The sequence below is a fragment of the Micromonospora globbae genome, from assembly GCF_003610785.1.
GTDB lineage: Bacteria > Actinomycetota > Actinomycetes > Mycobacteriales > Micromonosporaceae > Micromonospora > Micromonospora globbae.
Window position 1 is genome coordinate 81,372 of the sequence record NZ_RAQQ01000007.1, and the last position, 25,580, is coordinate 106,951.

A 25,580-nucleotide genomic window follows, 5' to 3' on the forward strand; every position below is an offset into this window, starting at 1 on the left:
GGACTCTGGTCGGGTGGGGGCGGTGACCCCAGCCTCGTCCGTCCGGCCCGGACGGATCAACGCATTTTCGGCTCCGCGGCCGGAAGCGGGTCAGGTCTGGGCGACCCGGCGGACGATGCCGAGCAGCGCCTCCTGCACGTCCTCGATGGGCCGCTCCGGCTGGAACACGAGCCAGTCCACGGCCACCACGAGGCCGACGCCGAACAGCGCGGACGACGCCGTCCGCACGTCGAGGTCGGCCGGCAGGTCACCGCTGCGCACACCGGCCCGTACCGTCTCGGCGATCACCTCGATCGCCTCGCCGCGCAACAGCCGCAGCGTCTGTTGCCACTCCCGGTTGGTCCGCCACATCTCGGAGAGCAGCAGTTGGGCGAAGGCCCGGTAGCGGCGGATGTACTCCAGTTCCGCCCGGACGAGGGCCGCCACGGCCTCGCGCGGCGGCAGCCCGGCCACGGCGGCCCGGAACTCGGCGGTGAGCAGGCCGATGCCGTGCCGCAGCAGCTCCTCGAAGAGCACCGTCTTGGACTCGAAGTTGTAGTAGACGGTCCCCTTCGCCACGCCGGCCCGCGCCGCGATGTCGTCGACGGTGGTGGCCGAGAAGCCCTGCTCGGCGATGAGCTCCACCGCCGCCTCGAAGAGACGTTGCCGGGTGTCCTCCCGGCGCCGCGACCGCCCGTCCGTCACTCGTGCCCCCGTCCCACCGCCGTCGCGCCCATCCTCACATGGTGAGCTCGGGGTGCAGCCGCGCCGGGGTCAGCCGGCGCGACCGCCGGGCGGCGTCGACGGTGAGCGCCAGCGCGGCCACCGCGAAGCCGGCGAGCACCAGCGCCGCCGTGACCACCGGCGCGGTCGCCCCGCCGTTGACGGTGTGCCGCAGGGCCGTCACCACGTAGGTCATCGGCAGGTACGGGTGGATGGCCTGGAAGAAGCCGGGCGAGGTCTGCACCGGGTAGGTGCCGCCGGACGAGGTGAGCTGGAGCATGAGCAGCGCCAGCGCGGCGAGCCGGCCGGCCGGGCCGAGCTGCGCGCCGAGCCACTGCATGATCGCGGTGAACGCGAGCGAGGTGAGCGCCAGCGTCCCGAGCGTCGCGGCCGGCCGGACCGGATCCAGGTCGAGCACCAGCGTGACCACGGCGAAGAGCACCCCGGCCTGGGCCAGCCCGACCGCCGCGGCGGGGAGCCAGCCGGCCAGCGCGACCCGCCACGCGGGCGCGCCGGACATCACGTGCCGCCGGTTCACCGGCCGCAGCAGCATGTACGTGATCATCGCGCCGACCCAGAGCGCGAGCCCGAGGAAGTACGGCGCGAAGCCGACCCCGTACGCGGCGGCCGGGTGCCTCGCGCTGCGGTCCAGGGCGACCGGATCGCCGAGGACGGCGGATCGGGCGTCCGCGTCGTCGTACCCGGGCAGTTTCTCCGCTCCGGCGGCCAACCCGTCGGCGAGGTCACCGGCGCCGTCGCCGAGCCTCGTCAGGCCGGCGGCGAGGTCACCGGCGCCGCTCTCCAGCCGGGTGAGCCCGTCGGCGAGCCGGTCGCTGCCGCCGCCCAGCGTGCCGAGGCCGCCGTCCAGCTCGCGGGCGCCGGTGGCGAGCCGGAACAGCCCGCCGCGCACCTGGTCGGCGCCGTCGGCCGCGTCACCGAGGCCGTCGCGCAGCGCCGCGCTGCCGTCGGCGAGCGTGCTCAGCCCGCCGGCCAGCTCGTCCACCTTGGCGCGGGCGGCCGCCACGTCGTCGGCCAGGTGCGGCGCCGCGGCGGCGATCTCCCGGGCGGTGGCGGCCACCGTGAGCATCCGCTGGCGCAACGCGGACAGGTCGGTGTCGTCCAGGGCGTCGGTGACCGTACGGGCCGCGTCGACCGTCGCGTCGGCGGCGGCGCGGGCGGCCACCACGTTCGGGTCGTCGGCGAGGTCCGGGTGGGCGGCGACGAGCGCGTCGAGCCGGTCGCGCACCTTCTCGGCCTGGGTCAGGGCGGTGTCCGCGTGCCGAGGCAACGCGTCGAGGTTGTCGGCGAGCGCCTGGGCGCCGTCGGCGATGGCGGTAGCGGACCGCGCGATCCGGTCGGCGTTGTCCCGCAGGACCGGCTCGACCCGGTCGATCGCGGCGTCGACGCGGGTCGCCACCGCGCGGGTCTCGCTGGCCGCCCGGGCGGTGCCGTCGGCGAGCTGCGCCGCGCCCGTGCGCAGCCGGCCGAGCCCGGCGGCGAGTTCGTCGGCGCCGCGCGCGGTCTCGTCCAGCCCGGTGGCGAGCCGTCCGGCTCCGGCGGCCGAGGCGTCCAGACCCTCCGAGAGCTGTCCGGCGCCGGCCACCGAACGGTCCAGACCGTCGGCGAGGGTGCCGGCCCCCGCCCGGCTGGTGCCCAGCCCGTCGGCGAGCTGCCCGGCACCGTCGGCGGCGCGACCGGTCTCGGCCTTGGCGTCGGTGAAGCCGACCAGCATCTTCTGGAAGTAGTCGGTGGCCGCGCTCTCCGCCGCGGCGGCGCGGATCTCGGTGAACGCGGAGCGGGCGAGCAGGCCGGACAGGTAGTTGGTGGCGTCGTCGCTGACCACCGTGAGCTGGCCGCGCCGGGCGGGCCGGTCCGGTTCGGGGCTGCCGGCGAGGCTCGCCGAGAAGTCCTCCGGGATGGCGAAGACGAGGTGGTAGCGGCCGCTGCGCAGCCCGGCGGCGGCGTCGCGGGCGTCGGTGACGTGCCAGCCGAACACCCGCCGGTCGAGCAGTTCGTCGGTGAGGTCCCGGCCGGCGTGGACCTCGGTGCCGTCGGCGGCGGTCACCGGCCGGTCGGCGTTCACCAGCGCCACGGGGATGCGGTCCAGCTTCCCGTACGGATCCCAGAAGGCGTAGAGGTAGAGCGCCCCGTAGAGCAGCGGGATCACGGTCAGCACGGCCAGCGCGGCGCGCGGCAGCCGCCCGCGGAGCATCCGCCGCAGCTCGAACCCGGCCAACCGGATCACGCTCATCGGGTCACCTCCAGGGTCTCGGTGTGCGCGCCGCCCCGTGCCCCGACCTCGGGGCGGGCCTCGGCATCGGGCTGGGTCTCGGGGCCGGCCTCGGTCCCGGGGTCGGGTTCGGCCTGCGCGGGCCCCGCGCCGGGCGGGCGTTCGGCCGACGGGCCGAGCCGGTGCTCGATCGCGCCGACCCCCGGCTCGACGGCCCGGGCGCTGACCACCACGGCGTGGCCCTGCGCCGCGAGCCGGGCCAGTGCCGCCCAGAGCCAGGCGCGCTCGGACGGGTCCGCGCCGGCGTCGACGTCGTCGGCGACGATCAGCCGCGGCCGGCTCAGCGTGGCGAGGATGAGACCGAGCACCTGCCGTTGCACCGGGGCCAGGTCGCGTCCCCGGGCGGCCGGGTCGAGCGGCACCCCGCCGGTGAGACCGGCGCCGTCGAGCGCGGTGGCGAGCGCGTCCCGCCGGTACGCCCTCCGCGCGGCCCGGGACGAAAGGTCGCGGGGCGGGCCGAGCAGCAGCAGCCGCTCGGTGACGTGCTCGGCCACGGTCAGTTCCGGATCGGGTTCGTGCACGCCCGCGACGTGACCGAGCGCGGCGGTGCCGTGCCGGACCAGCCGTCCCTCGGTGGTCGGGAACCGGCCGGCGAGCGCCAGCAGCAGCGACGTACGGCCGCTGGCCGCCGGCCCGGTCACCGCGTGCAGCTCCCCTTCGTCGGCGGTCAGGTCGACGTCCCGGAAGACCCAGCCGCGGCGGGTACGCAGTCCGAGCCCGTACGCCTCGATGATCACGTCTGCCTAACCTTTGCACTGACTGGTCAGTCTAAAAACATTCTCAGCCTAGTGCCCGTGTCCGGTTCCGGCGCGGCCGGCGACCGTGATCCGCCTCATCGCCGGGCGGACACCGGCGAGGGGCAGGAGGAAGGGACGAACAGCGGGAGCGGCGGGCTCGCCGGGCGCAGCGGCGGGCGCCGGTCAGAACAGCACGGTGGCCAGCGTGCCCACCGGCCGGAAGCCGCACCGCTCGTAGACGCGGCGGGCCGGCAGGTTGAAGTCGTTGACGTACAGGCTGACCGTCGGGGCGACCCGCAGCAGGGCGTCCCGCACGACGGCCGCCATCGCGGCCGTGGCGATCCCCCGTCCGCGCCACTCGGGCGCCACCCAGACCCCCTGGATCTGCGCCGTCCGCCGGGTCACCACCGCGAGCTCGGCCTTGAAGATGACCCGCCCGTCGGCGAACCGGGCGTACGCGCGGCCGCCGCGGACCAGCTCGCTGACCCGCCGCCGGTAGCTGCGCCCGCCGTCCTCGGCCAGCGGCGAGACACCGACCTCCTCGGTGTACATCGCCACCGCCGCCGGGAAGAGCCGGTCGATCTCCCCGCTGCGCACCCGGCGGACCTCGGGGTCGGCGGGCACCACCGGCAACGCCTCGGTGGCCAGCAGCGGCTGGTTCGGGCGTACGTCCCGGGCCGGCCCCCAGACGTCGGCGAGGCGATCCCAGAGCCCGAGCACGGCGTCGGCCCGGCCGACGATCGACGAGCAGAGCCGCTCCTCGCCGGCCAGCAGGTCGGCGAAGGCGGCGACGGCCGGCTCGGTGGCGAGCACCGGCGTGAGGTTGCCGCCCAGCCAGCAGATCGACTCCAGGTGCCGACGGGCGCCGTAGCCCAGGACCCGCCCGTCGGCCCGCCACCAGGAGAGCCCGCGCGCGGCGATCCGCTCGGCGACCGGCGCGCCCGCGTACGGGTCGAGGTCGAGCAGCCGCTCGACCGCGCGTCGTTCCGATTCCCCGAGTTGCCGCACCGGCACCGTCAGCACACCTCCAGCGTGCCAGATGCGGCCCCCGGCCCGCGGCCTGAGTGCCGACTCGGCGTCACGCGGCCACGAGCTGCTCCTCCCGGGTCCGCCCGGCCCACCGCACCACGGGCGGCACCAGCGCACCGAGGAGCAGGAAGAGCCCACCGAGGAGCAACCAGCCCGGTACGCCCCAACCGACCGCCAGCGTCGTCACCACGACCGGCGCCACCATCGACCCGAGCTGCATGCCCATCGCGTACGCGCCCTGGTACTGGCCCTGCGCGTGGGCCGGGGCGAGGCCGAACGAGACGCCCCAGCCGGCCGCCGCGTGCCACAGCTCGCCCACCACGTGCACCAGCGCCCCGCCGAGCAGCAGCGGCACGGCGACCGGGGCGGGTACGCCGCCGCTGGCCGCGAAGAGGACGCAGGCGACGGCGATCACGGCTCCCGCCCGGCGGGCGGCCCGGCCGGCGCCGGGCAGGTCCTCGGTGCCACGCGAGGCGCGGACCTGGAACAGCACCACCATCACCGTGTTGACCAGCATGCAGCCCGAGATCAGCCAGTGCGGTGCCCTGGTATGCCCGGCGATCCAGAGCGGCAGGGCGATGTTGAGCAGTCCGAAGTGCATCGACATCAGCCCGTCCAGCACCGTGAAGGCGAGGAACGGGCGGTCCCGCAGCGCGATGAGCCGCGGCCCGTGCGTCGGCGCCGGAACCGGCGGCACCTCCGGCAGCCGCAGCAGGATCGCGGCCGCCACCAGGTACGTGACGCAGTCCAGCAGGATCAGCGCCACGTACGCGGCCCGGGTGTCCGCGGCGAGGCCGACCCCGGCGACCACGGCACCGACCGAGATACCCACGTTGGTGACGGCGCGCAGGTGGGCCCGGGTGCGTACGCGCTGGTCGGCGGGGACCGCACCGGCGATCAGCGCCCCGCGCGCGCCGCGGGTGGCCGAGTCGGCGACCGCCATGAGCACGCCGACCACGAGGAACGCCGCGAAGGAGCGGACCGCCACGAGCGCGGCCGTGCAGACGGCGGACGCGACGAGCGCGGCGAGCTGGAGGCCGCGGGGCCCGTGCCGGTCGGCGAGGTAGCCCATCGGCGTGCTCGCGACGAGGCTCACGAGCGCCGTGACGCTGAGCGCCACACCGACCTGCGCCACGGTCAGCCCGACCGAGCGGGTCAGGAACAGGGCGCTCACGGTCAGCCACGTGCCGCGTCCGACGGTGTTCACCAGGGTGGACAGGGCGAGGGTCCGGGCCGGGCCCGGTTCGGGAAGGAGGCGCACGGCCGTGAGCTTAGCAAGACGTACGTACGGTTTGTGAACCCGGTTGCGCTTCCGTCTTGTCGCCGATGCATTGCCGATATATCGTTGATGCATCAGTGATAGGACGATGAAGGGAGAGCCCGATGGGCTTCCACCGACGGCTGCACGCGATGCACGAGATGCGCATGCGGGGCTTCGGCTTCCCGCCCGTACCTCCGGGCCCGCCGTTCCCGCCCGGGCCGCACGGCCATGGGCACGGCCGCGGGCGCGGCCGGGGACGCGGACGCCGCCCCAACGTGCGCGGGGCCGTGCTGGCCCTGCTCACCGAGCGGCCGATGCACGGCTACGAGATGATCCAGGAGATCGACTCCCGCACCGGCGGGGCGTGGCGCCCCAGCCCCGGCTCGATTTACCCCACCCTGCAGCTGCTCGAGGACGAGGGCGCCATCACGGCCGCCGCCGACTCCGACGGCGGGCGGAAGCGGTTCACGCTCACCGAGCAGGGGCGGGAGGAGGCGAACACGGCGGCGCAGACCCCGCCCTGGGCGGAGTTCGGCGAGACGACCGTCAACAGCTGGCACGACATCCGTGACGCGGGGGCACAGGCCATGCACGCCCTGCGGCAGGTGATGATGACCGGCACCGACGACCAGCGCGAACGCGCCGCCCAGGTGCTCGACGAGACGCGGCGCAAGCTCTACGCGATCCTCGCCGAGTCCGAGTGAGCGACTCCCACCACCACGACACGAGGGCGGTCACCGGCCCCCCCGTACGCGCGAAGGGCGGCCTCCCGCGGGAGGCCGCCCTTCGGCGATGCCGACGTCAGTGGACGGTGACCGTGGGACCGGTGACCAGCCCGCGCAGCTCCTCGGGGAGTTCCGCGCCCATCTCCTCGGCCAGGCGCAGCGCCTCCTCGATGAGCGTCTCCACGATCTGCCCCTCGGGGACGGTCTTGATGACCTGCCCCTTCACGAAGATCTGACCCTTGCCGTTGCCGGAGGCGACACCGAGGTCGGCCTCCCGGGCCTCGCCCGGGCCGTTGACGACGCAGCCCATCACGGCCACCCGCAGCGGCACCGGCAGCCCCTCCAGGCCGGCGGTGACCTCCTCGGCGAGCTTGTAGACGTCCACCTGCGCACGCCCGCAGGACGGGCAGGAGACGATCTCCAGGCCACGCTCGCGCAGCCCCAGCGACTCCAGGATCGCGGTGCCGACCTTGATCTCCTCCACCGGCGGCGCGGAGAGCGACACCCGGATCGTGTCGCCGATCCCCTCGGCGAGCAGCGCGCCGAACGCCACCGCCGACTTGATCGTGCCCTGGAACGCCGGGCCCGCCTCGGTGACGCCCAGGTGCAGCGGGTAGTCGCACTGCTCGGCGAGCTGCCGGTACGCCCGGATCATCACGACGGGGTCGTTGTGCTTCACGGAGATCTTGATGTCCCGGAAGCCGTGCTCCTCGAAGAGCGAGCACTCCCAGAGCGCCGACTCGACCAGCGCCTCGGCCGTGGCCTTGCCGTACTTGCTCAGCAGCCGCTTGTCCAGCGAACCGGCGTTGACGCCGATGCGGATCGGCACCCCGGCGTCGCTGGCCGCCTTGGCGATCTCCTTGACCTTGTCGTCGAACTGCCGGATGTTGCCGGGGTTGACCCGGACGGCGGCGCAGCCGGCGTCGATCGCGGCGAAGACGTACTTCGGCTGGAAGTGGATGTCCGCGATCACCGGGATCTTCGACTTCTTGGCGATCGCCGGCAGCGCCTCGACGTCGTCCTGGGACGGCACGGCGACCCGGACGATCTGGCAGCCGGCCGCGGTCAGCTCGGCGATCTGCTGCAACGTGGCGTTCACGTCGGCGGTGAGGGTGGTGGTCATCGACTGCACGGACACGGGTGCGCCGCCGCCCACCGGGACCGAGCCGACCATGATCTGGCGGCTGGCCCGGCGCTTCGCGAGCGGCGGGGGCGGCACGGGCGGCATACCGAGGCTGACTGCGGTCACTTCAGGCACTCACCTTGAGAAGAGCGTGATCGGGTTGACCACGTCCGCGGTGATGGTCAGCAGCGTGAACGCGCCACCGATCAGGATCACCGCGTACGTGAAGGGCATGAGCTTGAGGTAGTCGACGCGGCCCGGGTCCGGGCGGCGCAGCCGCGCGTAGACCCAGGACCGGGCGCGTTCGAACCAGGCGATGGCGATGTGGCCGCCGTCGAGCGGGAGCAGCGGCAGCAGGTTGAACACGCCGATGAAGAAGTTCAGCGAGACGAACAGCATGAAGAAGACCAGCCAGGCGTTGTTCTCGACGGCCTCGCCGCCGAGCCGGCTGGCGCCCACCACGCTGATCGGGGTGTCCATGTCCCGCTCACCGCCGGTGATCGCCTGCCACAGCGCGGGGATCTTCTGCGGGATCCGCTGCAACGCGTGCACCGTGTTCACCGCCATCTCGCCGGTGAAGTCGGCGGTCGCGCCGAACGCCGCGACCGGCCCGTACGTCACCCGCGTGGGGGTGCTCGGGATCAGACCCACGCCGAGCGCGGCGACCGGCGTGACGGCGCCCTCCGGGTCGTCCAGCGGGGGCCGCTCGGTCTTCGCGAGGACCGCCCGGGTCTGACCCGGCTGCCCGTCCCGGACGTACCCGATCGTCGCGGTGCTGCCCGGCGTGAGACCCCGCAGCGCGGTGAGCAGCTCACCGTAGTTGTCGATCGGCTGGCCGTTGAGCGAGGTGATCCGGTCGCCGTCACGCAGGTTGGCCTGCGCGGCCGGGCTGGCCGCGTCGCCCGGCTGGCACTCGCGGACGCTGTTGTCCGGCACCACGCAGTCGCTCAGCGCGACGACCGCCGGCTCCTGCCGGATCTCCGCCTCCGTGCTCGGGAAGTTCGGGTTGGGCAGGCCGGCGGAGACGGCGAGGATCCAGAGCGTGACCAGGGCGAGCGCGAAGTGGGTGATCGAGCCCGCGGACATCACGATCGTCCGCTTCCACACCGGGTAGCGCCACATGGCCCGCGGCTCGTCGGCCGGGTCCACGTCGTCGTCCTGCGGGGTCATGCCGACGATCTTGCAGAAACCGCCGAGGGGGATGCCCTTGACGCCGTACTCGGTCTCGCCGCGGCGGAACGACCACAGGGTGGGCCCGAACCCGACGAAGTAGCGTGTGACCTTCATCCCGAACGCCTTGGCGGTCAGCATGTGCCCCGCCTCGTGCAGGCTCACCGAGACGAGGATGGCCAGCGCGAACAGCGCCACCCCGAGCAGGTATGCCATCAAGCTCCTTCCACCGCCGCGGCGATGATCTCCTGTGCGTGCGCACGGGCCCACGACTCCGCCGCGAGCACGTCCTCGACGGTACCTGGTTCGCCGAACTCCGGAGCGTCCTCCAGCACCCTCGCGACGGTGTCCACGATGCCGAGGAAGGGCAACCGTCCGGCCACGAACGCGGCCACGCACTCCTCGTTCGCCGCGTTGTAGACGGCCGGCCGGCAGCACCCGGCCTCGCCGGCGGCCTTGGCCAGCGCGACGGCCGGGAACGCCTCGTCGTCGAGCGGGGCGAACTCCCAGGTGTGGCTGGTCGTCCAGTCGACGGCCGGGGCCGCGTCCGGGACCCGGTCCGGCCAGCCGAGGCCCAGCGCGATGGGCAGCCGCATGTCCGGCGGGCTGGCCTGGGCGAGGGTGGAGCCGTCGGCGAACTCGACCATCGAGTGGATCACGGACTGGGGGTGCACCATCACGGTGATGTCGGCGTACGGGACGTCGAACAGCTCGTGCGCCTCGATCACCTCGAGCGCCTTGTTGACCATGGTCGCCGAGTTGATCGTGACGACCGGGCCCATGTTCCAGGTCGGGTGCGCCAGCGCCTGCTCGGGCGTGACCCGCGTCAGCTCCTCGCGCCGCTTCCCCCGGAACGGCCCGCCGCTGGCGGTCACGACGAGCCGGCGCACCTCGCCCCGCGTCCCGCCGCGCAGGCACTGGGCGAGCGCCGAGTGCTCCGAGTCGACCGGCACGATCTGCCCCGCGCGGGTCACGGCGGCCTTCACGAGGGGGCCGCCGGCCACGAGCGACTCCTTGTTGGCGAGCGCGAGCGTACGGCCGGCGCGCAGCGCCGCGAGGGTCGGCGCCAGCCCGAGCGAGCCGACCACCCCGTTGAGGACCACGTCACACGGCCACTGCGCCAGCTCGGTCATCGCGTCCGGCCCGGCGATGATCTTGGGCAGCTTGAAGTCGCCGCTCGACCAGCCGCGCCGGCTCGCCTCGGAGTAGAACGCGAGCTGGAGGTCCTGGGCGGCGGACGCCTTAGCCACGCCGACCGCCTCGACACCGAGTTCGAGGGCCTGCGCCGCGAGCAGGTCGACGTTGCCGCCGCCCGCGCCGAGCGCCACCACCCGGAACCGCTCCGGGTTGCGCCGGACGATGTCGATGGCCTGGGTGCCGATCGAGCCCGTGGAGCCGAGCAGGACGAGTTCTCGCGCGGAAGTCACGCGGCCATTCTTCCCCAGTCGGGCCGTACGTCCGCTGGGAGCCTCAATCTTCCCCGCCGACCGCGGAACCCGTGCCGCTCCCGGCGGCCCCGCACCGTCAGCTCCGGACGGCCGCGCCGGCCCCGCACCGTCAGCTCCGGACGGCCGCGCCGGCCCGGAGCAGGCCCCGGTCACGGAGGAAGTCGGTGAGCGTGGTGCGGTCGGAGGGGTCCAGCCCGGCGATCGGCACCGGGATGACCTGTTGCCGGTTGATCTTGAACAGCAGCTGGCCGGGGATGGGTTCGACCGACTCCAGCGCCGGCCAGCGGACCAGGCCCTCGGTCAACGCCGACGCCATCCGCACGCCCTCGTCGGCGAACTGCCAGGCGATCGGGATGCCGTACGTCTTCCAGCTCAACTGGACCGCGTTCCGCACGATCCACCGCGGCGAGAGCACGAGGACGACCCCGCCCGCGACCAGCCCCGCCGCGATCACCGGAAGCTCGACGAGGACGACGAGGACCGCCAGCACCATCAGCAGCACTCCGGAGAGCCGGAGCAGCATCAGGTTCTGGCGGAAGGCGCGGCGCATCGCGTCCTCCAGCAGGCGGCGGTCCGGCTGGGTCTCGAAGCTGATCATCACGGCCGGACACGATACTGGTGCCCGCACGCGGGCGCTGCCCCGGCGATCGGCCCGGCCGGCGCTCGACCGGTGGCCGCGCCGCGGCGCCGCGCGGCGTGGCGGCGTCGCCCCGTCGGCGGCGCGGCATCGGCCTCGGCGGTGCGGGCTAGTGGGCAGCCGGGGCGGAGTCCCGGGGGACTGTCGGAGAGTCGGACTCGCGCAACCCGTAGCGCCGGTAGATCCGGCCCAGTGGACCCGGCGCCCACCAGTTCCACCGGCCCAGCAGCCGCATGGTGGCCGGCACGAGCAGCGCCCGGACCAGCGTCGCGTCGACCACGATCGCCACGATCATGCCGACGCCGATCAGCTTGATGTAGGCCATGCTGCCGCTCGCGAAGCCGGCCACCACGATGATCAGCAGCAGCGCGGCGGCCGTGATGATCCGTCCGGTGCGCTGGAGCCCGGCGGCCACCGACGCGGTGTTGTCGCCGGTGCGGTCCCACTCCTCGCGCACCCGGGACAGCAGGAAGACCTCGTAGTCGGTGGCCAGCCCGAAGAGCACGGCGAGCATGAGGATCGGGTTGCTCGGTTCGATGAAACCGGTCGGGGTGAAGCCGAGCAGGTCGGCGAGGTGACCGTCCTGGAAGATCCAGACCACCACGCCGAACGACGCGCCGATCGAGAGCAGGTTCATGAGCACCGCCTTGACGGGCAGCACCACCGAGCCGAACGCGAGGAAGAGCAGCAGGAACGTGGCGGCGGCCATCAGCAGCGCCATCCACGGCAGCCGGGAGCCGAGGCTGTCCAGCAGGTCGCGGTCCGCGCCGGGCCGGCCGCCGACGAGCACCTCCGCGCCGTCCGGACCGGGCAGGTCGCGCAGCGCCCGCACCACGTCCTGGGCGACCTCGCCCGTCGGCTCCCCCGGATACGCCACCGTGAGCAGGGTCGACTCGCCCCGGCTGGCGGCGACGTCCACTCCCGTGACGCCGGGCACGCCGGCGATCCGGTCGGCAAACGGGCGGACCTCCTCGGCCGACGCGCCGGAGACCAGCACCTCGACAGGGGCCACCGTGCCGCCGGGGAACTCCGCGGCGATCCGCTCGCTGACCACGCGGGGCTCGGCGCCGGACGGGAGCACCCGCTCGTCGAAGCCGCCGAACGTGATCCGCAGGAACGGCGTGGCCAGCAGCACCAGCACCACCGCGACCCCGACGAGGTAGGGCACCGGGCGGCGCATCACGCTGCGCGCGATCCGGGCCCACGCGCCGGCCTCCGGAACCGCCGCCGGCCCCGCACCCGCCGTCCGCCGCCGCCACGGCACGGGTACGCGCACCGCGTCGATCCGCGGGCCGAGCACCGCCAGCAGGGCCGGCAGCACGGTCAACGCCGCGAGCATGGCGACCAGCACGGCGGCCATCCCGCCGAAGCCCATGGAGCGCAGGAAGGACTGCGGGAAGATCAGCAGGCTGGCCATGGCGAGCGCGATCGTGAGCCCGGAGACGAGCACGGTGCGGCCGGCGGTGGCCATCGTGCGCCGTACGGCGTCGGCCGTCGTACGGCCGGCCGCCAGCTCCTCCCGGAACCGGCTGACCACGAAGAGCGCGTAGTCGACCGCCATGCCCAGCCCGATCAGCGTGATCACGTTGATCGCGAAGATCGACACGTCGGTGAAGAGGTTGACGACCCGCACGGCGATGAAGCCGCCGAGGATGGCCAGCCCGCCGATCAGCAGCGGTGTGGACGCGGCGACCAGCCCGCCGAAGATGACCACGAGCAGGACGAGCAGGACCGGCATGGAGAGCAGCTCGGCGCGGGTGATGTCCTCCGTGGTGCGGGTGTTCGCCTCCTCGAGGAAGGGCACGTTGCCGCCGATCTGCGTACGCACGCCGGGGGTCTCCAGCACCGGACGCAGGGCCCGGAACGCCACCGTCTTGCCGTCCTCGTCCCCGCCCCGCAACCGCACGAGGGCGTAGGTGGCGCGCCGGTCGGTGGCGAGCAGCGCGGGTGCGCCGCTGTCGTACCAGGTCGTCACGCTGGTCACCTCGGGCCGCTCGCGCAGCCGGGACACGGTCGCCGTGACCGGGTCGCGGAACGCCGGCTGGTCGGCCGTGGCGGTGTCGCTGGACCAGAGGACGATCAGGTCGGCGCCCTGCGGCCCCAGCTCGTCGGTGATCCGCGCGTACGCCCGGCTGGACTCGCTCGCCGGGTCGTCGAACCCGCCCCCGGTGAGCTGCCCGAAGACGCCGGCGCCCCAGGTCGCGCCGACCGCCGCGAGCAGCACCGCCGCCGCGAGCACGGCCCAGCGCAGCCGTACGACGGCCCGTCCCCACCACCCGAACACGTACGCCTCCCTCTCGCGACCGCCCCCAGCATGGTCCCCCACACCCCCGACCCCCGGTCCCCCTCCCCCTCCCCTCCCTCCCGCCTTCCCGCCTTCCCTCCCCGGTGATCATGGGGTTGGCGGGCGCGTTGGAGATCGAATCCCCCGCCAACCTCATGATCACCGGGGAGGCACGAGGGGGCGGGAGGGGGCGGGAGGGGGAGGGAGGGGGAGGGACGTGAGGGGGGGTGGGACGTGAGGGGGGAGGTGTGGGGCGGGGGTTCGGGCTAGGGTCCGGGGACATGAGTGGTGAACTCCCTGCCCGTGCCGACGTCGTCATCGTCGGGGCGGGGCACAACGGACTGGTCTCCGCGATCCTGCTGGCCCGTGCCGGGCTCGACGTGCTGGTGCTGGAGGCGGCGGACGTCATCGGCGGCGCCACCCGGACGGAGAACCCGTTCCCGAAGGTGCCCGGGCTGCGCCACTCGACCGGCTCGTACCTGCTCGGGCTGATGCCGCCGGAACTGCTCGCCACCCTCGACGTACGCATCCCGGTGCTGCGCCGCGACCCGCACTACTTCCTGCCCACCCCGGGCGGCCTCGGCTCGCCGTACCTGCTGTTCGGCAGCGACGCGGCGGCGAGCCGGCGGCAGCTCGCGGAGATGTTCTCCCCCGCCGACGCGGCCGCCGACGACGCGCTCCAGGCCGAGCTGGCCGCCCTCCGCGAGGACCTGGCGCCGGCCTGGCTGACCGAGCCGCTGCCCGTCGAGGAGACCGCCGAGCGGTACGTCCGGCCGGCGCTCCGGCAGGTCTTCGTCGACCTGGTGCGCGGTTCGGTCGCCGACTACCTCGCCCGCTTCGACTTCCGTTCCGAGCTGCTGGTGAGCATGTACGCCGTCACCGACGGCCTGTCCGGGCTCAACGCCGGTCCCGACGACCCCGGCACGGGCCACAACTTCCTGGTGCACAACATGTGCCGGCTCCCCGGGTCCGGCGGCACCTGGATGATCGCCGAGGGCGGCATGGGCACCGTCTCGCGTACGTTCGCCGACGCCGCACGGGCCGCCGGCGCGACGATCCGCACCGGCGCGCCGGTCAGCGCCGTCACCGTGGACGGCGGCGCGGCCAGCGGTGTCGTCCTCGCCGACGGCCGGGAGGTGGCCGCCCGGGTGGTGCTCGGCGCGTGCGACCCGTACCGCCTCATGGACATGCTGCCCGACGGCGCGCTCCCGGAGCCGCTCCGGGCGCGGATGGCGGCCGTCCGTCGGCCCGGCACGACCCTCAAGCTCAACCTCGCGCTGTCCGGGCTGCCGCGGTTCTCCTGCCTGCCGGCGGACGCGCCGAGCCCGTTCGGGTCGACCATCCACCTGCTGCCCGGCTCGGCCTCCCTGGTCGGCGGGGGCGGCGAGTCGCCCATGGCGGCGCTGCGCGCCATGTGGGCGGACGTGCGAGCGGGGCGGCTGCCCGCGGAGCCGACCATCGAGTGGTACCTGCACACGACCGTCGACCCGTCGCTCTCCGACGGCGCGGGGCACCACTCGTCGGCGCTGTTCGTGCAGTCGGTGCCGTATGAGCTGGCCGGGACCACCTGGGACGCCGCGCTGCCCGGCTACGTCGACCGGCTCATCGGGATCTGCGAGCGGTACGCGCCCGGGACCGGCGACCTCGTCGTGGACGCCGTGCCCCTGCCCCCGCCCGGCATCGAGGAGCACTTCGGCATCACGGGCGGGCACATCCACCACGTCGACAACACGGTGTCGTTCACCGACCGCATGCCGTACGCCACCGGGGTCGACGGCGTGTACGCGGGCAGCGCGGGCTGCCACCCGGCCGGCAGCGTGATCGGCGCCGCCGGCCACAACGCCGCCCGCCGGATCCTCGCCGACCTGGGCCGCTGACGCCCCGTACCCTGACGGGCGGGTCGGCGGGCGGAGGTCAGCTCGCGGGTTCCGGAGCCGGGGCGGGGGCCTCGTCGGCGCGGTGGGCGCGGATCTTGTGGCCGACGCTGGTGAGGCAGCGACCGCTGGCCAGGTCGAACCGCCAGCCGTGCAGTTGGCAGGTGAGCTGGTCGCCCTCGACGATGCCGAACCGGCTCAGATCGGCCTTGAGGTGCGGGCAGCGGCGCTGCACGACCCAGTCGCCGAGCGTGATGTCCTCCGCGTCGACGGCCCGCTCGTGCTCGTCGTACCAGCCCTCGGCGTACTGGAGGCGCTCCTCCGAGAGGCACTTGAAGAAGGCGTAGACGAACTCGTTGTACTGCCCGATCCGGGCCGCCGAGAAGCGGCAGGAGAGGAAGAGGGAGTTGACCCAGTCCACCTCGCCGCTGTGCAGGAGCTGCTCGATCAGCCCCCGGTGGGTGCGGAACCGGTAGCGGACCTTCTCGTCCGCGTACGGCCGCACCTCCTTGCCCGGGAAGTCCACGACGATCGACTCGACCGTCTCCTCGCCCGAGGCGTCGGTGTCGACCAGGTCGAACCGGACCGGCCCGCCGACCCCCTTGGCCAGGTAGATCGACTCGTCCAGCAGCGGCTCGATGCGGCGCTTCATCTCGCCGAGCACGTCCACCTCGGGGTGGCGCCAGGACGCCTTCTCCGCCTCGATGATCGGGCGCTTGCGCTCCCGCATCTCCTCCAGGTGCGCGACCTTGTTGGCGAAGAACTCCTCGACCGGCACCGGGTGGGTGGTCTCGCAGCCGTCCGTGGTGATCTCGGCGACGCTGCCGGGCAGCAGCACCACACCGTTGGTGCCGCCCACCTTGGCGTACTCGCGCAGGAAGACCGACTGGTCGGGGAAGATGTTGCCCTCGTCGCCGAAGATGTCGTTGAACTGCCACAGCTCGTCGTCGAGGAAGCAGGGCGGGCCGGCGATCGGGAAGACGTGCGACGCCTTCAGGTCGTCGATGTAGCGCCAGGTGCGGTCGAACTGCCGATCCCGCTTCTGCTTGCCGAACGCGGTCTTGGCCGCCTGCGGAAGCTCGTACACCATCGGGTACCAGATGGCGCCGGAGAACTGGAGCATGTGCGCGTGCACGTGGCCCAGCTCGGCGAACGTGCTGAGGTCGGTGGGGCGCGCGTCGTTCTGGTTCAGCAGGCGCACGCCGTCGTACTCGACCCAGAGCGAGGAGTCGCCGATCGGCCCGTCGGTGGGGCTGGTGAGCGCCTGGATCATGATCTTCAGCCCGCCGTCGAGTTCGACGACCTGCTCGTTCGGCGCCTTGAGGAACTTCGTGAACCCCAGCTCCCGCAGCTCGTCCTCCATCTCCGAGGTCGGGAACTCGGGCAGCAGCACGGTGGCCTGCTTCGACACGTACCGCTTGAGGTGCGCCGCGTCGAAGTGGTCCCGGTGCAGGTGGGACACGTAGAGGTAGTCGACCTGGCCGAGGGACTCCCAGTCGAGCTGCGAATTGTCGGGGAACGGGAACCAGGAGGCGAAGTAGGCCGGATTGACCCACGGGTCGCACAGGATGCTGCCCGCGGCCGTGTCGATCCGCATGCTGGCGTGCCCGGTACCGGTCACTCGCACCGCAGTTTCCCCCTCAAAAAGACAATCAAGGTGTACGCCAAACGCTACCGGAGTGACTGTGGCCCCCGGTCCGCGACGCCGGTAGTGCCGTACCGCCCTGGTCGGACCGGGTCCTTCGACCCGGGTACCCCGTCGGAGGGTCGGCACGCCGTCCGTCACCCCACCGGCCCCCGGTCGTGGCCGGCGGGCGGGCCGTGGTCGGACGCGGCCGCGCGCGGCCGGGGTGTCGCCGGCCGCGTGAGGCCGGACCCTGCGCCGCCGCTGGTACGGGGCGTGCCAGACTAACCGGAGATCCGATCGCGAGGGAAGGACCGACAGTGGCAGGAAGCGAGCCGGTAACGTCGCCGGACCAGCACAAGCCGGGGCACCGTAAGTCCGGGCGGATCGGCGCGGTGCTGACCGCGCTGGCACTGGTGGCGATGCTCTGCGGCAACCACGAGGGCAAGGTCGAGGACATCTGGCTCATCGGCCTGGCCGTGCTGCTGCTGGTCATCGTCATCGGCGACGCCGTGCTGCGGCGCAACGGCCTGCGGTCCTGACCGGGGCGCCGGCGCCGGGCGAACCCGGTGTGACCACGCGCGAGGGCCCGCCCGTTCCGAGCCGGAACGGGCGGGCCCTCGTCGTACGTGGCCGGGACGGAGCCGGGGTCAGCGGCCGAAGAGGATGTCCTGCACGTCCTTGAGCGCGGCGTCGACCTCGGCCTCGAAGTAGCCGCCGGGCACGAGACCGAAGCGCAGCGTGTCCAGGTCCTTCGGGTTGACCGGCATCGGGTTCCGCCCGGCCATCCCGCCGAGCAGGCTCTCGAAGAACCGGTCCACCTGATCCGGGTCGTACCCGCTGCCGAAGCGGCGCACCTGGAAGCTGCGCCGGATCTGGTCGACGCGGTAGAGGTCGCTGCCGGGCGGGCCGGCCATCGGCGGGCCACCCATGGGCGGGCCACCGACCGGCGGGCCGGGCACCGGCGGCGGGCCGCCGAAGCCCTGCTGCGGCATCGGGGGCGGACCGGCCGGCCCGCGACGCAGGTCACGCGGGTCCCGGTCAGGCATGTGGATCTCGGCGGTCATGTCGGGGCGGGCGCGTCGCCCCGCCTCGAAGCCGTCGAAGCGCTGCTCGTCGGGGCCGTAGCCTCCCTGGCCGGGCGGCAGGCCGCGCGGAGGACCGGCGGGGCCGCCCATCGGCGCGCCCGGCCCCATCGGCATGCCCGGACCGCCGGGACCGGCCGGCGGGCGTGGACCGTCGTAGCCGCCGCGCGGGGCGTCGTACCCGCCCGCGAAGCTGCCGGTCGGCTCGTCGTACCGCCCGTAGCCGCCGGCGGGCGGGCCGGCCTGCGCGGGCATCGGCCGCGGCGGCAACGGCTGCGGCGGCATGCCCCGGTCGTCGCGCATCGGCGGACCCATCCGGTCCGGCGGGCCCATCCGGTCGGGGGGGCCCATCCGATCTGGCGGGCCGAGCCGGTCCGCCGGGCCGAAGCGGTCGCCCATCCCGGAGTCGCTGCCGCGCCCGACCACGCCGCCGCGCTCCTCCATCTCGGCCAGCTGGCGCTCGACCCGGTCGAGGTGCAGGTCGACCTGCCACTCGTCGTAGCCGTTGAACCGGACCCGGAAGACGACGTCATGGACCTCCTGGGAGGCCACGGGCGCGCCGACCGGCTGCCCGGCGAGCGTCGCCTCCACGCGGTCGAGGAAGGCATCCACCTCGTCGACCTTGTATCCCCGGCGGAGCGCCTTACGCCGGAAACGTTGACCCTGACTCGCCACTATGTCTCCTGGTCTCGTTCGACTCGCCCGGTCACGCCGATGCCGCAGCGGCGCGGTCGATGTCCCTGTCCTCGGCGGCGGCGAGCTGACCACACGCGCCGTCGATCTCGCGGCCCCGGGTGTCCCGCACCGTGGTCGACACCCCGGCGGCCCGCAAGCGCCGGACGAACTCCCGCTCCACCGGCTTCGGGCTCGCGTCCCAACGGCTGCCCGGCGTCGGGTTCAGCGGAATGAGGTTCACGTGGGCCAACTTGCCGGCCAGCAGCCGGCCGAGCAGGTCGGCTCGCCACGGCTGGTCGTTCACGTCCTTGATCATCGCGTACTCGATCGACACGCGGCGTCCCGTCCGGGCCGCGTAGTCCCACGCTGCGTCCAGCACCTCGGCTACCTTCCAGCGCTGGTTGACCGGCACCAGTTCGTCGCGCAGATCATCATCGGGGGCGTGCAACGACAACGCAAGGGTCACGGAGAGGTCTTCGCTGGCCAGTCGGCGGATGGCCGGCACCAGGCCGACGGTCGAGACGGTGATGTGCCGCTGGGACAGGCCGAGCCCCTCCGGGGCCGGCGCGACGAGCCGGCGGATCGCCGCCACCACGCGGGCGTAGTTGGCCAGCGGCTCCCCCATGCCCATGAACACGACGTGGGACAGGCGCGGCGGGGAACCGGCGACGGCCCCGGACGCGGCCACCCCCGCGAGGTAGACCGCCTGGTCGACGATCTCCGCGGTGGACAGGTTGCGGGTCAGCCCGGCCTGGCCGGTCGCGCAGAACGGGCAGGCCATGCCGCAGCCCGCCTGGCTCGAGATGCAGACGGTGACCCGGTCGGGATAGCCCATCAGCACGCTCTCCACCAGCGAGCCGTCGTGCAGCCGCCACAGCGCCTTGCGCGTGGCCCCGTCGTCGCAGGTCAGCTCGCGTACGGGGTTGAGCAGCCGCGGCAGCAGCCGGTCGGCGAGCCGCTCGCGGGTGGCCGCGGGCAGGTCGGTCATCAGCTGCGGGTCACGGACCAGCCGGCCGAAGTAGTGCGTGGAGATCTGCTTCGCGCGGAACGCCGGCTCGCCCAGCTCGGCGACGAGCGCCTGGCGGCCCGCCAGGTCCAGGTCGGCGAGGTGCTGCGGTGGCATGGCGGCACGACGCGCGGGAGCGTCGGACGCGACGGGGATCAGGGGCAGGCTCGTCATGGCGCGTCCAGTCTGTCACGCCGAACGGCGAACGCACCTGTCCGGAGGTGCCGAACCGACCCCGACCCTCCGGTCAGGGCGGCGGCGCCGGGGCGACGGATCACCCGCCGGCCACCGGCACGAAGACCGCCAGCAGCAGGTACGCCGTCGGCACGGCGAAGAGGATCGAATCGAGCCGGTCCATGAGTCCGCCGTGCCCGGGCAGCAGGTTGCTCATGTCCTTCACTCCGAGATCCCGCTTGATCATCGACTCGGCCAGATCGCCGAGAACCGCGGCGCAGGAGACGGCGAGGCCGAACACCGCGCCCCACCAGGGGGCCACGTCGAACACGAGCCAGATCAGCAGGGCGCTGCCGAGCGCCGCCGCGGTGACCGAGCCCGCGAAGCCCTCCCAGGACTTCTTCGGGCTCACCGAGGGGGCCATCGGGTGCTTACCGAACAGCACCCCCGCGACGTACCCGCCGGTGTCGGAGAGCACCACCGCGACGAGGGTGGCGAGGATCCGCCAGGAACCGTCGTCGGGCGCCGCCGCCAGCAGCGCCGCGAATCCGCCGAGGAACGGCACGTAGACCGCGATCAGCGTGGCGGCCGTCAGGTCGCGCTGGTAGCCGCCGGGCCCGTCGCCCAGGCGCCAGATCATCGTGCCGAGCACCGTGACGATCAGGCCCAGGCTGAGCGCGTCCGGGCCGGCGAACCAGGCCAGGCCCACGGTGAGCGCACCGCCGGCGATCAGCGGCACCAGTGGAGGGTGCGCGCCGCTGCGCCGGACCGCCCGGCCCAGCTCCCACACGGCGACGCCGACCGCGGCCACGATGACCGCGAGGAACGCCGGCGGGTAGACGAAGAGCGCCAGCAGGATGACGGCGCCGAGGGCGACCCCGACGCCGATGGCGGCCGGCAGGTTCCGGCCGGCCCGGCTCGGGGTCTGGTGGGTGGCGGGGCGGTCGGCACTCGCGCGCCGCTTGCCCGGCCGGCGCCGGCGCGGCGGCTCGGGCTCCGGCTCGGGGCCGAGGTCGTCGCGCACGGGGGCGAGGTCGTCGCGCACGGGGGCGAGTTGGGCGGTCGCCGTGTCGTCGTCGTACCGGCCCGGGGCGGAGGCGGACGCCATGTCGTGGCGGCCCGCGCCGGAGGGCGGCGGCAGGTCGTACCGGCCGGCGCCGTGCTCGTCGGGATACCGCTCACCGTGGTCGTCGCGCCGTTCGCGGTACGGCTCGTCACCGTACGCGCCGGGGCGGCGGTCCTCGCCGTACCGCTCGGGGTCGTCGTGGCCCCGCCGACGGGGGCCGTCGTGGTACGGCCCGTCGTCGTACGGGCCCTCTCGGCGTGGACGGTCGTGGCGCGGGTCGTCGTGGCGGGGGCCGCCGTCGCGGTACGGGCCCGGCCGGCGCTCCTGGTACGGGTCCCGCTCGCCCCGGCGCCCCGCGCCGTTCCGCTCGGGGTGCGGCGCCGTCGGGTACCCGTCGTCGTGCGGCGCCGGAGGGTAGCCGTCGTCGTACGGGGGCGTCGGGTAGCCGTCGTCGTGGGGGGGTGTCGGGTAGCCGTCGTCGTGGGGGGCCGGCGGGTACGGAGCGCCCCGGTCGGCGTACGGGTCGGGCGGATAGGCGCCGCCCCGGTCGGCGTACGGGTCGGCGGGCGGGCGGGAGCGGACCTGCGGCTCCGCGTACAGCTCCGCCGCGGCGTCCGGGTGCCGCGCCCACGGTCCCGGGTCGATCGCGGGCTCGGGCCACGGCAGGGCCACCGGCCCGTCCGGCCGGTCCCAGCCGCGGGGCTCAGCGCCGCCGTAGGGGTCCAGGTGGGACATCACGCATCGTGACGCGGCACGAGTACCACCACATGACGCAGAACCACAAGCATCCCCTACACGCGCGACTGTTGCTTTCCGATGGCCGGCCCGACGACCGGTCGATCCCCGGCGTACACCGCCCCGTGGCCGGGAATCGTGCCGAGCCTACTGCACCCGCCGCCCCGCCACGGCGGACGCCGTTCCCCGCCCGGACACCCGCTCCCCCACCCCCACCCCGTCGATCATGAGGTTGGCGGGGAGTTCGATCTCCAACCGCCCCGCCAACCTCATGATCACCGCGGAGAGCCGGGGGGCGGGGAGGGGGGCGGGGAGAGGGCGGCGGGAGAGGGGGGCGGTAGGGGGTACGCGTGAGGCCCGCCCCGGTGGGGCGGGCCTCACCTCGCGTACGGCCGGGGGGGGCGGGTCTCAGACCTCGAGCAGCTCGGCTTCCTTGTGCTTGACCAGCTCGTCGACGGTCCCCACGAAGCGCTGGGTGAGATCGTCCAGCTCCTTCTCGGCGCGGCGCACCTCGTCCTCGCCGGCCTCGCCGTCCTTGACGATGCGGTCCAGCTCCTCCTTGCCGCGGCGGCGGATGTTGCGGATCGCCACCTTGGCCTCCTCACCCTTGTGCCGGGCCACCTTGATCATGTCGCGGCGGCGCTCCTCGGTCATCTGCGGGAGCAGGATGCGCAGCTGGTTGCCCTCGTTGTTCGGGTTCACCCCGAGGTCCGAGTCGCGGATCGCCTTCTCCATGGCGTTGATCTGCGAGTTGTCGTACGGCTTGATGATCGCCATGCGCGGCTCGGGGATCGCCACGGACGCCATCTGGGTCAGCGGCGTGGGCGAGCCGTAGTAGTCGATGATGATCTTGGAGAACATGGCGGGCGTGGCCCGGCCGGTCCGGATCGCCCCGAACTCCTCCTTCGCGTGCTCGATGGCACGCTCCATCTTCTCCTCGGCCTCGAGGAGGGTGTCGTCGATCACCTGTCTCCTCGCCTCCTTCTGTGCTCGTGGTGGGCTCTGCTGTGTGTCGGAGGACCGCTGCCGTCGCCGGGGGCGACCGCTCAGGCGGTGATCAGGGTGCCGATCTTGTCGCCACCCACGGCGCGGACGATGGTGTCCTCCCCCTGCGCGCCGAATACCAGCATCGGCAGGCCGTTCTCCATGCAGAGGCTGAACGCCGCGGCGTCCGCGACGCGGAGGTTGCGACGCAGCACCTCGGAGAAGGTGATCGAGTCGAACTTGCTGGCGGTGGGGTCGATACGCGGGTCGGCGGTGTAGACGCCGTCGACGCCGTTCTTGCTCATCAGCACCACGTCGGCGTGGATCTCCAGCGCGCGCTGGGCGGCGACCGTGTCCGTCGAGAAGTACGGCATGCCGGCGCCGGCGCCGAAGATCACCACCCGGCCCTTCTCCAGGTGCCGGATGGCGCGCAGCGGGATGTACGGCTCGGCGACCTGCGCCATGGTGATGGCGCTCTGCACCCGGGTCTCGATCCCCTCCTTCTCCAGGAAGTCCTGGAGCGCGAGGCAGTTCATCACGGTGCCGAGCATGCCCATGTAGTCGGCGCGGGCCCGGTCCATGCCGCGCTTCTGCAGTTCGGCGCCCCGGAAGAAGTTGCCGCCGCCCACCACCACCGACACCTGCACGCCGCGGCGCACCACCGTGGCGATCTGCCGCGCGATGGCCTGGACGACGTCCGGGTCGACGCCGATGGCGCCCCCGCCGAACACCTCACCGGACAGCTTGAGCACCACCCGGCGAGCCCGGCCGGGCGGCGGGGCGGTGGGATCGTCCACCGCCAGCGTCCGGTCACTCACAACCTGCGTCATCCGCCCCGCCCTTCCCCGTACCGGCGCCCCGTGCGCCGCGTACCGCGAACCTGCCGCTGCCGACCCTATGGGACGAGGAGGCCGCGGTGCCTGTCACGTACACCAGCGACCTCCTCGTCGACGTTCCTGCCCACGGGCGCCGAGACGACGCCCGGCGGCGGCTCAGGCCTGGCCGACCTCGAACCGCACGAAGCGGGTGACCTCGATGCCGGCCTCGGCCAGCACCTGCTTCACCGTCTTCTTGTTGTCGGTGACCGACGCCTGCTCCAGCAGGACGAAGTCCTTGAAGAAGGCGTTCACCCGACCCTCGACGATCTTCGGCAGGGCCGCCTCGGGCTTGTTCTCCTCGCGCGCGGTCTGCTCGGCGATGCGCCGCTCCGACTCGACGACCTCGGCGGGCACCTCGTCACGGGTGAGGTACTGCGGCCGCATGGCGGCGATCTGCATGGCCACGCCACGCGCGTCGGCGTCGCCGGCCTCGTCGGTCTTGCCCGTGTACTGCACCATCACGCCGACCGCCGGGGGCAGGTCCTGGGCCTTGCGGTGCAGGTAGACGGCGGTGGTGCCGTCGAGCTTGGCGAAACGGTTGAGCACCAGCTTCTCGCCGATCTTGGCCGACTCCTCCTGGACGAGGTCGGCCACGGTCTTGCCGTCGAGCGTGCTGGCGAGCAGCTCCTCGGCGTTGCTGACGCCGCTGGCCGCGCCGTGCTCGACGAGCTTCTGGGCGAGCGCGATGAACGACTCGGTCTTCGCCACGAAGTCGGTCTCGCAGTTGAGCTCGAGCAGCGCCTGGCCGGAGTGCGCGACCAGGCCGTTGGCGGCCGTACGGCCGGCCCGCTTGCCGACGTCCTTGGCGCCCTTGATGCGCAGGATCTCGACGGCCTTGTCGAAGTCGCCCTCGGCCTCGGTCAGCGCCTTCTTGCTGTCCATCATGCCGGCGCCGGTGAGGTCGCGGAGCTTCTTGACGTCCGCGGCGGTGAATTGGGACATGGCTCTCTCTTCGGTGTTGAAGCGGCGTGTGGATGGTCAGAGGTGCCGGTTACCCGGATTCGGGCCGGATGTGCCCGGCCTCGCCGCCGCACCCGCCGCCCGGCGAACCGGACGGCGGGGCGGCGACGGAACGGTCACTCGGCGGCGGCGGCCGCCGGCTGCTCCTGCTCGCCGGCCTTCTTCTCCTCGAGCAGCTCGCGCTCCCACTCGGCCAGCGGCTCGTCCGAGGCGACGCCCGGCTCCGGCTTCTCGTCGGTGCCCCGGCGCCGGCCGGAGCGGGCGATCAGGCCGTCCGCCACGGCGGAGGCGACGACCTTGGTCAGCAGCTCGGCGGAGCGGATCGCGTCGTCGTTGCCCGGGATCGGGAAGTCGACCTCGTCCGGGTCGCAGTTCGTGTCGAGCACCGCGATCACCGGGATGCCCAGCTTGCGGGCCTCGTCGACGGCGATGTGCTCCTTCTTCGTGTCGACCACCCAGATCGCGGCCGGGAGCTTCTGCATGTCCCGCAGGCCGCCCAGGGTGCGGGTCAGCTTCTCCTTCTCGCGGGAGAGCTGCAGGGTCTCCTTCTTGGTGTAACCGGCGGCGGTGCCGCTCAGGTCACCGAGGGCCTCCAGCTCCTTCATCCGCTGCAGCCGCTTGTACACGGTCTGGAAGTTGGTCAGCATGCCACCGAGCCAGCGGTGGTTCACGTACGGCTGGCCGACCCGGGTCGCCTGCTCGGCGATGGCCTCCTGGGCCTGCTTCTTGGTGCCGACGAAGAGGATGCTGCCGCCCTCGGCGACCGTGTTGCGCACGAAGTCGTACGCCTTCTCGATGTAGTCGAGGGTCTGGCGCAGGTCGATGATGTAGATGCCGTTGCGCTCGGTGAAGATGAAGCGCTTCATCTTCGGGTTCCAGCGCCGGGTCTGGTGCCCGAAGTGGACACCGCTCTCCAGCAGCTGACGCATGGTCACGACGGCCATTGGTGGCTACTCCTTGATCCCTGGTTGTCCCGCCCGGCCGGCGGCCGGGCGTCCTGGTGCCCGGTCGCCGGCCATGACGGGCCCGATCAAGATCGGGACCAGGGAGGCCGTCGCCCCACGACCAACCGTGGAGAGGGCACGCGAGGTCGACCGCGCGAGGCGGTCGCCA

At 73.5% G+C, this 25,580-nt stretch carries 22 protein-coding genes; 3 read left to right on the forward strand and 19 right to left on the reverse strand.

Translation table 11 applies throughout. The annotated features are described in order from the left end of the window. Window positions 1–90: 90 nt before the first annotated feature. From D7I43_RS11575 to D7I43_RS11595, 5 genes are all read right to left on the reverse strand, one after another. Window positions 91–684, reverse strand: a complete 594-nt coding sequence (locus tag D7I43_RS11575) for a TetR/AcrR family transcriptional regulator (protein ID WP_120328460.1) — start codon at window positions 682–684, stop codon at window positions 91–93. Window positions 685–718: 34 nt separating this feature from the next. Further along, entirely contained in the window at window positions 719–2,953 is a 2,235-nt protein-coding gene (locus D7I43_RS11580; protein WP_120328461.1) for a YhgE/Pip domain-containing protein, read from the reverse strand. Further along, complete coding sequence (locus tag D7I43_RS11585) at window positions 2,950–3,729, reverse strand: ATP-binding cassette domain-containing protein (protein WP_120328462.1); 780 nt, start codon at window positions 3,727–3,729, stop codon at window positions 2,950–2,952. Before D7I43_RS11585 ends, D7I43_RS11580 begins: the two co-directional genes overlap by 4 nt. A 183-nt stretch (window positions 3,730–3,912) precedes the next feature. Continuing rightward, the gene (locus tag D7I43_RS11590) at window positions 3,913–4,752 is read right to left on the reverse strand and encodes a GNAT family N-acetyltransferase (protein WP_120328463.1); all 840 of its coding nucleotides are present in this window, start codon (window positions 4,750–4,752) and stop codon (window positions 3,913–3,915) included. A 55-nt stretch (window positions 4,753–4,807) separates the two neighbouring features. Beyond that, window positions 4,808–6,019 (reverse strand): MFS transporter, encoded by a 1,212-nt coding sequence (locus D7I43_RS11595; protein WP_120328464.1) that lies wholly within the window; start codon window positions 6,017–6,019, stop codon window positions 4,808–4,810. Window positions 6,020–6,141: 122 nt separating this feature from the next. Here D7I43_RS11595 and D7I43_RS11600 point away from each other — a divergent pair, with 122 nt between their 5' ends. Next, complete coding sequence (locus D7I43_RS11600) at window positions 6,142–6,723, forward strand: PadR family transcriptional regulator (protein ID WP_120328465.1); 582 nt, start codon at window positions 6,142–6,144, stop codon at window positions 6,721–6,723. 97 nt (window positions 6,724–6,820) lie between these two features. Here D7I43_RS11600 and ispG read toward each other — a convergent pair whose 3' ends face one another. The 5 genes from ispG to D7I43_RS11625 form a co-directional block, all read right to left on the reverse strand. Then, on the reverse strand, window positions 6,821–7,993 hold the full coding sequence (gene ispG, locus D7I43_RS11605) for a flavodoxin-dependent (E)-4-hydroxy-3-methylbut-2-enyl-diphosphate synthase (protein WP_120328466.1): 1,173 nt from the start codon (window positions 7,991–7,993) through the stop codon (window positions 6,821–6,823). A gap of 9 nt (window positions 7,994–8,002) precedes the next feature. Continuing rightward, window positions 8,003–9,253 (reverse strand): M50 family metallopeptidase, encoded by a 1,251-nt coding sequence (locus tag D7I43_RS11610; RefSeq protein WP_120328467.1) that lies wholly within the window; start codon window positions 9,251–9,253, stop codon window positions 8,003–8,005. After that, on the reverse strand, window positions 9,253–10,464 hold the full coding sequence (dxr, locus tag D7I43_RS11615) for a 1-deoxy-D-xylulose-5-phosphate reductoisomerase (RefSeq protein ID WP_120328468.1): 1,212 nt from the start codon (window positions 10,462–10,464) through the stop codon (window positions 9,253–9,255). The genes D7I43_RS11610 and dxr overlap by 1 nt, the downstream gene beginning before the upstream one ends. Before the next feature lie 130 nt (window positions 10,465–10,594). Next, window positions 10,595–11,086: a YcxB family protein gene (locus tag D7I43_RS11620; protein ID WP_120328469.1), complete on the reverse strand. Its 492-nt coding sequence runs from the start codon at window positions 11,084–11,086 to the stop codon at window positions 10,595–10,597. Between the two features lie 145 nt (window positions 11,087–11,231). Next, entirely contained in the window at window positions 11,232–13,406 is a 2,175-nt protein-coding gene (locus D7I43_RS11625) for an MMPL family transporter (protein WP_120328470.1), read from the reverse strand. 281 nt (window positions 13,407–13,687) lie between these two features. Between D7I43_RS11625 and D7I43_RS11630 the strand changes: the two genes are divergently transcribed. Then, window positions 13,688–15,283, forward strand: coding sequence for a phytoene desaturase family protein (locus tag D7I43_RS11630; RefSeq protein ID WP_120328471.1), 1,596 nt, complete (start codon window positions 13,688–13,690; stop codon window positions 15,281–15,283). Window positions 15,284–15,320: 37 nt separating this feature from the next. Here the strand turns inward: D7I43_RS11630 and D7I43_RS11635 are convergent, their stop codons facing one another. Beyond that, entirely contained in the window at window positions 15,321–16,907 is a 1,587-nt protein-coding gene (locus tag D7I43_RS11635) for a Rieske 2Fe-2S domain-containing protein (RefSeq protein WP_120328472.1), read from the reverse strand. Between the two features lie 317 nt (window positions 16,908–17,224). Here D7I43_RS11635 and D7I43_RS11640 point away from each other — a divergent pair, with 317 nt between their 5' ends. After that, on the forward strand, window positions 17,225–17,446 hold the full coding sequence (locus D7I43_RS11640; RefSeq protein ID WP_120328473.1) for a DUF2631 domain-containing protein: 222 nt from the start codon (window positions 17,225–17,227) through the stop codon (window positions 17,444–17,446). A 108-nt stretch (window positions 17,447–17,554) separates the two neighbouring features. Here the strand turns inward: D7I43_RS11640 and D7I43_RS11645 are convergent, their stop codons facing one another. The 8 genes from D7I43_RS11645 to rpsB form a co-directional block, all read right to left on the reverse strand. Then, a complete protein-coding gene (locus D7I43_RS11645; RefSeq protein ID WP_120328474.1) occupies window positions 17,555–18,664 on the reverse strand; it encodes a DivIVA domain-containing protein in 1,110 nt (369 codons plus the stop codon). A gap of 31 nt (window positions 18,665–18,695) precedes the next feature. Further along, window positions 18,696–19,844: a dual-specificity RNA methyltransferase RlmN gene (gene rlmN, locus D7I43_RS11650; RefSeq protein WP_120328475.1), complete on the reverse strand. Its 1,149-nt coding sequence runs from the start codon at window positions 19,842–19,844 to the stop codon at window positions 18,696–18,698. A 100-nt stretch (window positions 19,845–19,944) separates the two neighbouring features. Then, a complete protein-coding gene (locus tag D7I43_RS11655) occupies window positions 19,945–21,645 on the reverse strand; it encodes a phosphatidate cytidylyltransferase (protein ID WP_120328476.1) in 1,701 nt (566 codons plus the stop codon). Window positions 21,646–21,792: 147 nt separating this feature from the next. Then, complete coding sequence (locus D7I43_RS34070; RefSeq protein WP_275670835.1) at window positions 21,793–21,924, reverse strand: hypothetical protein; 132 nt, start codon at window positions 21,922–21,924, stop codon at window positions 21,793–21,795. Between the two features lie 129 nt (window positions 21,925–22,053). After that, window positions 22,054–22,611 (reverse strand): ribosome recycling factor, encoded by a 558-nt coding sequence (frr, locus tag D7I43_RS11660; protein ID WP_120328477.1) that lies wholly within the window; start codon window positions 22,609–22,611, stop codon window positions 22,054–22,056. A gap of 80 nt (window positions 22,612–22,691) precedes the next feature. Further along, a complete protein-coding gene (gene pyrH / locus D7I43_RS11665) occupies window positions 22,692–23,459 on the reverse strand; it encodes a UMP kinase (protein ID WP_120328478.1) in 768 nt (255 codons plus the stop codon). Between the two features lie 162 nt (window positions 23,460–23,621). After that, window positions 23,622–24,449 (reverse strand): translation elongation factor Ts, encoded by an 828-nt coding sequence (gene tsf, locus D7I43_RS11670; RefSeq protein ID WP_120328479.1) that lies wholly within the window; start codon window positions 24,447–24,449, stop codon window positions 23,622–23,624. A 134-nt stretch (window positions 24,450–24,583) separates the two neighbouring features. Continuing rightward, complete coding sequence (rpsB, locus tag D7I43_RS11675; protein ID WP_120328480.1) at window positions 24,584–25,411, reverse strand: 30S ribosomal protein S2; 828 nt, start codon at window positions 25,409–25,411, stop codon at window positions 24,584–24,586. Between the last annotated feature and the right edge of the window lie 169 nt (window positions 25,412–25,580).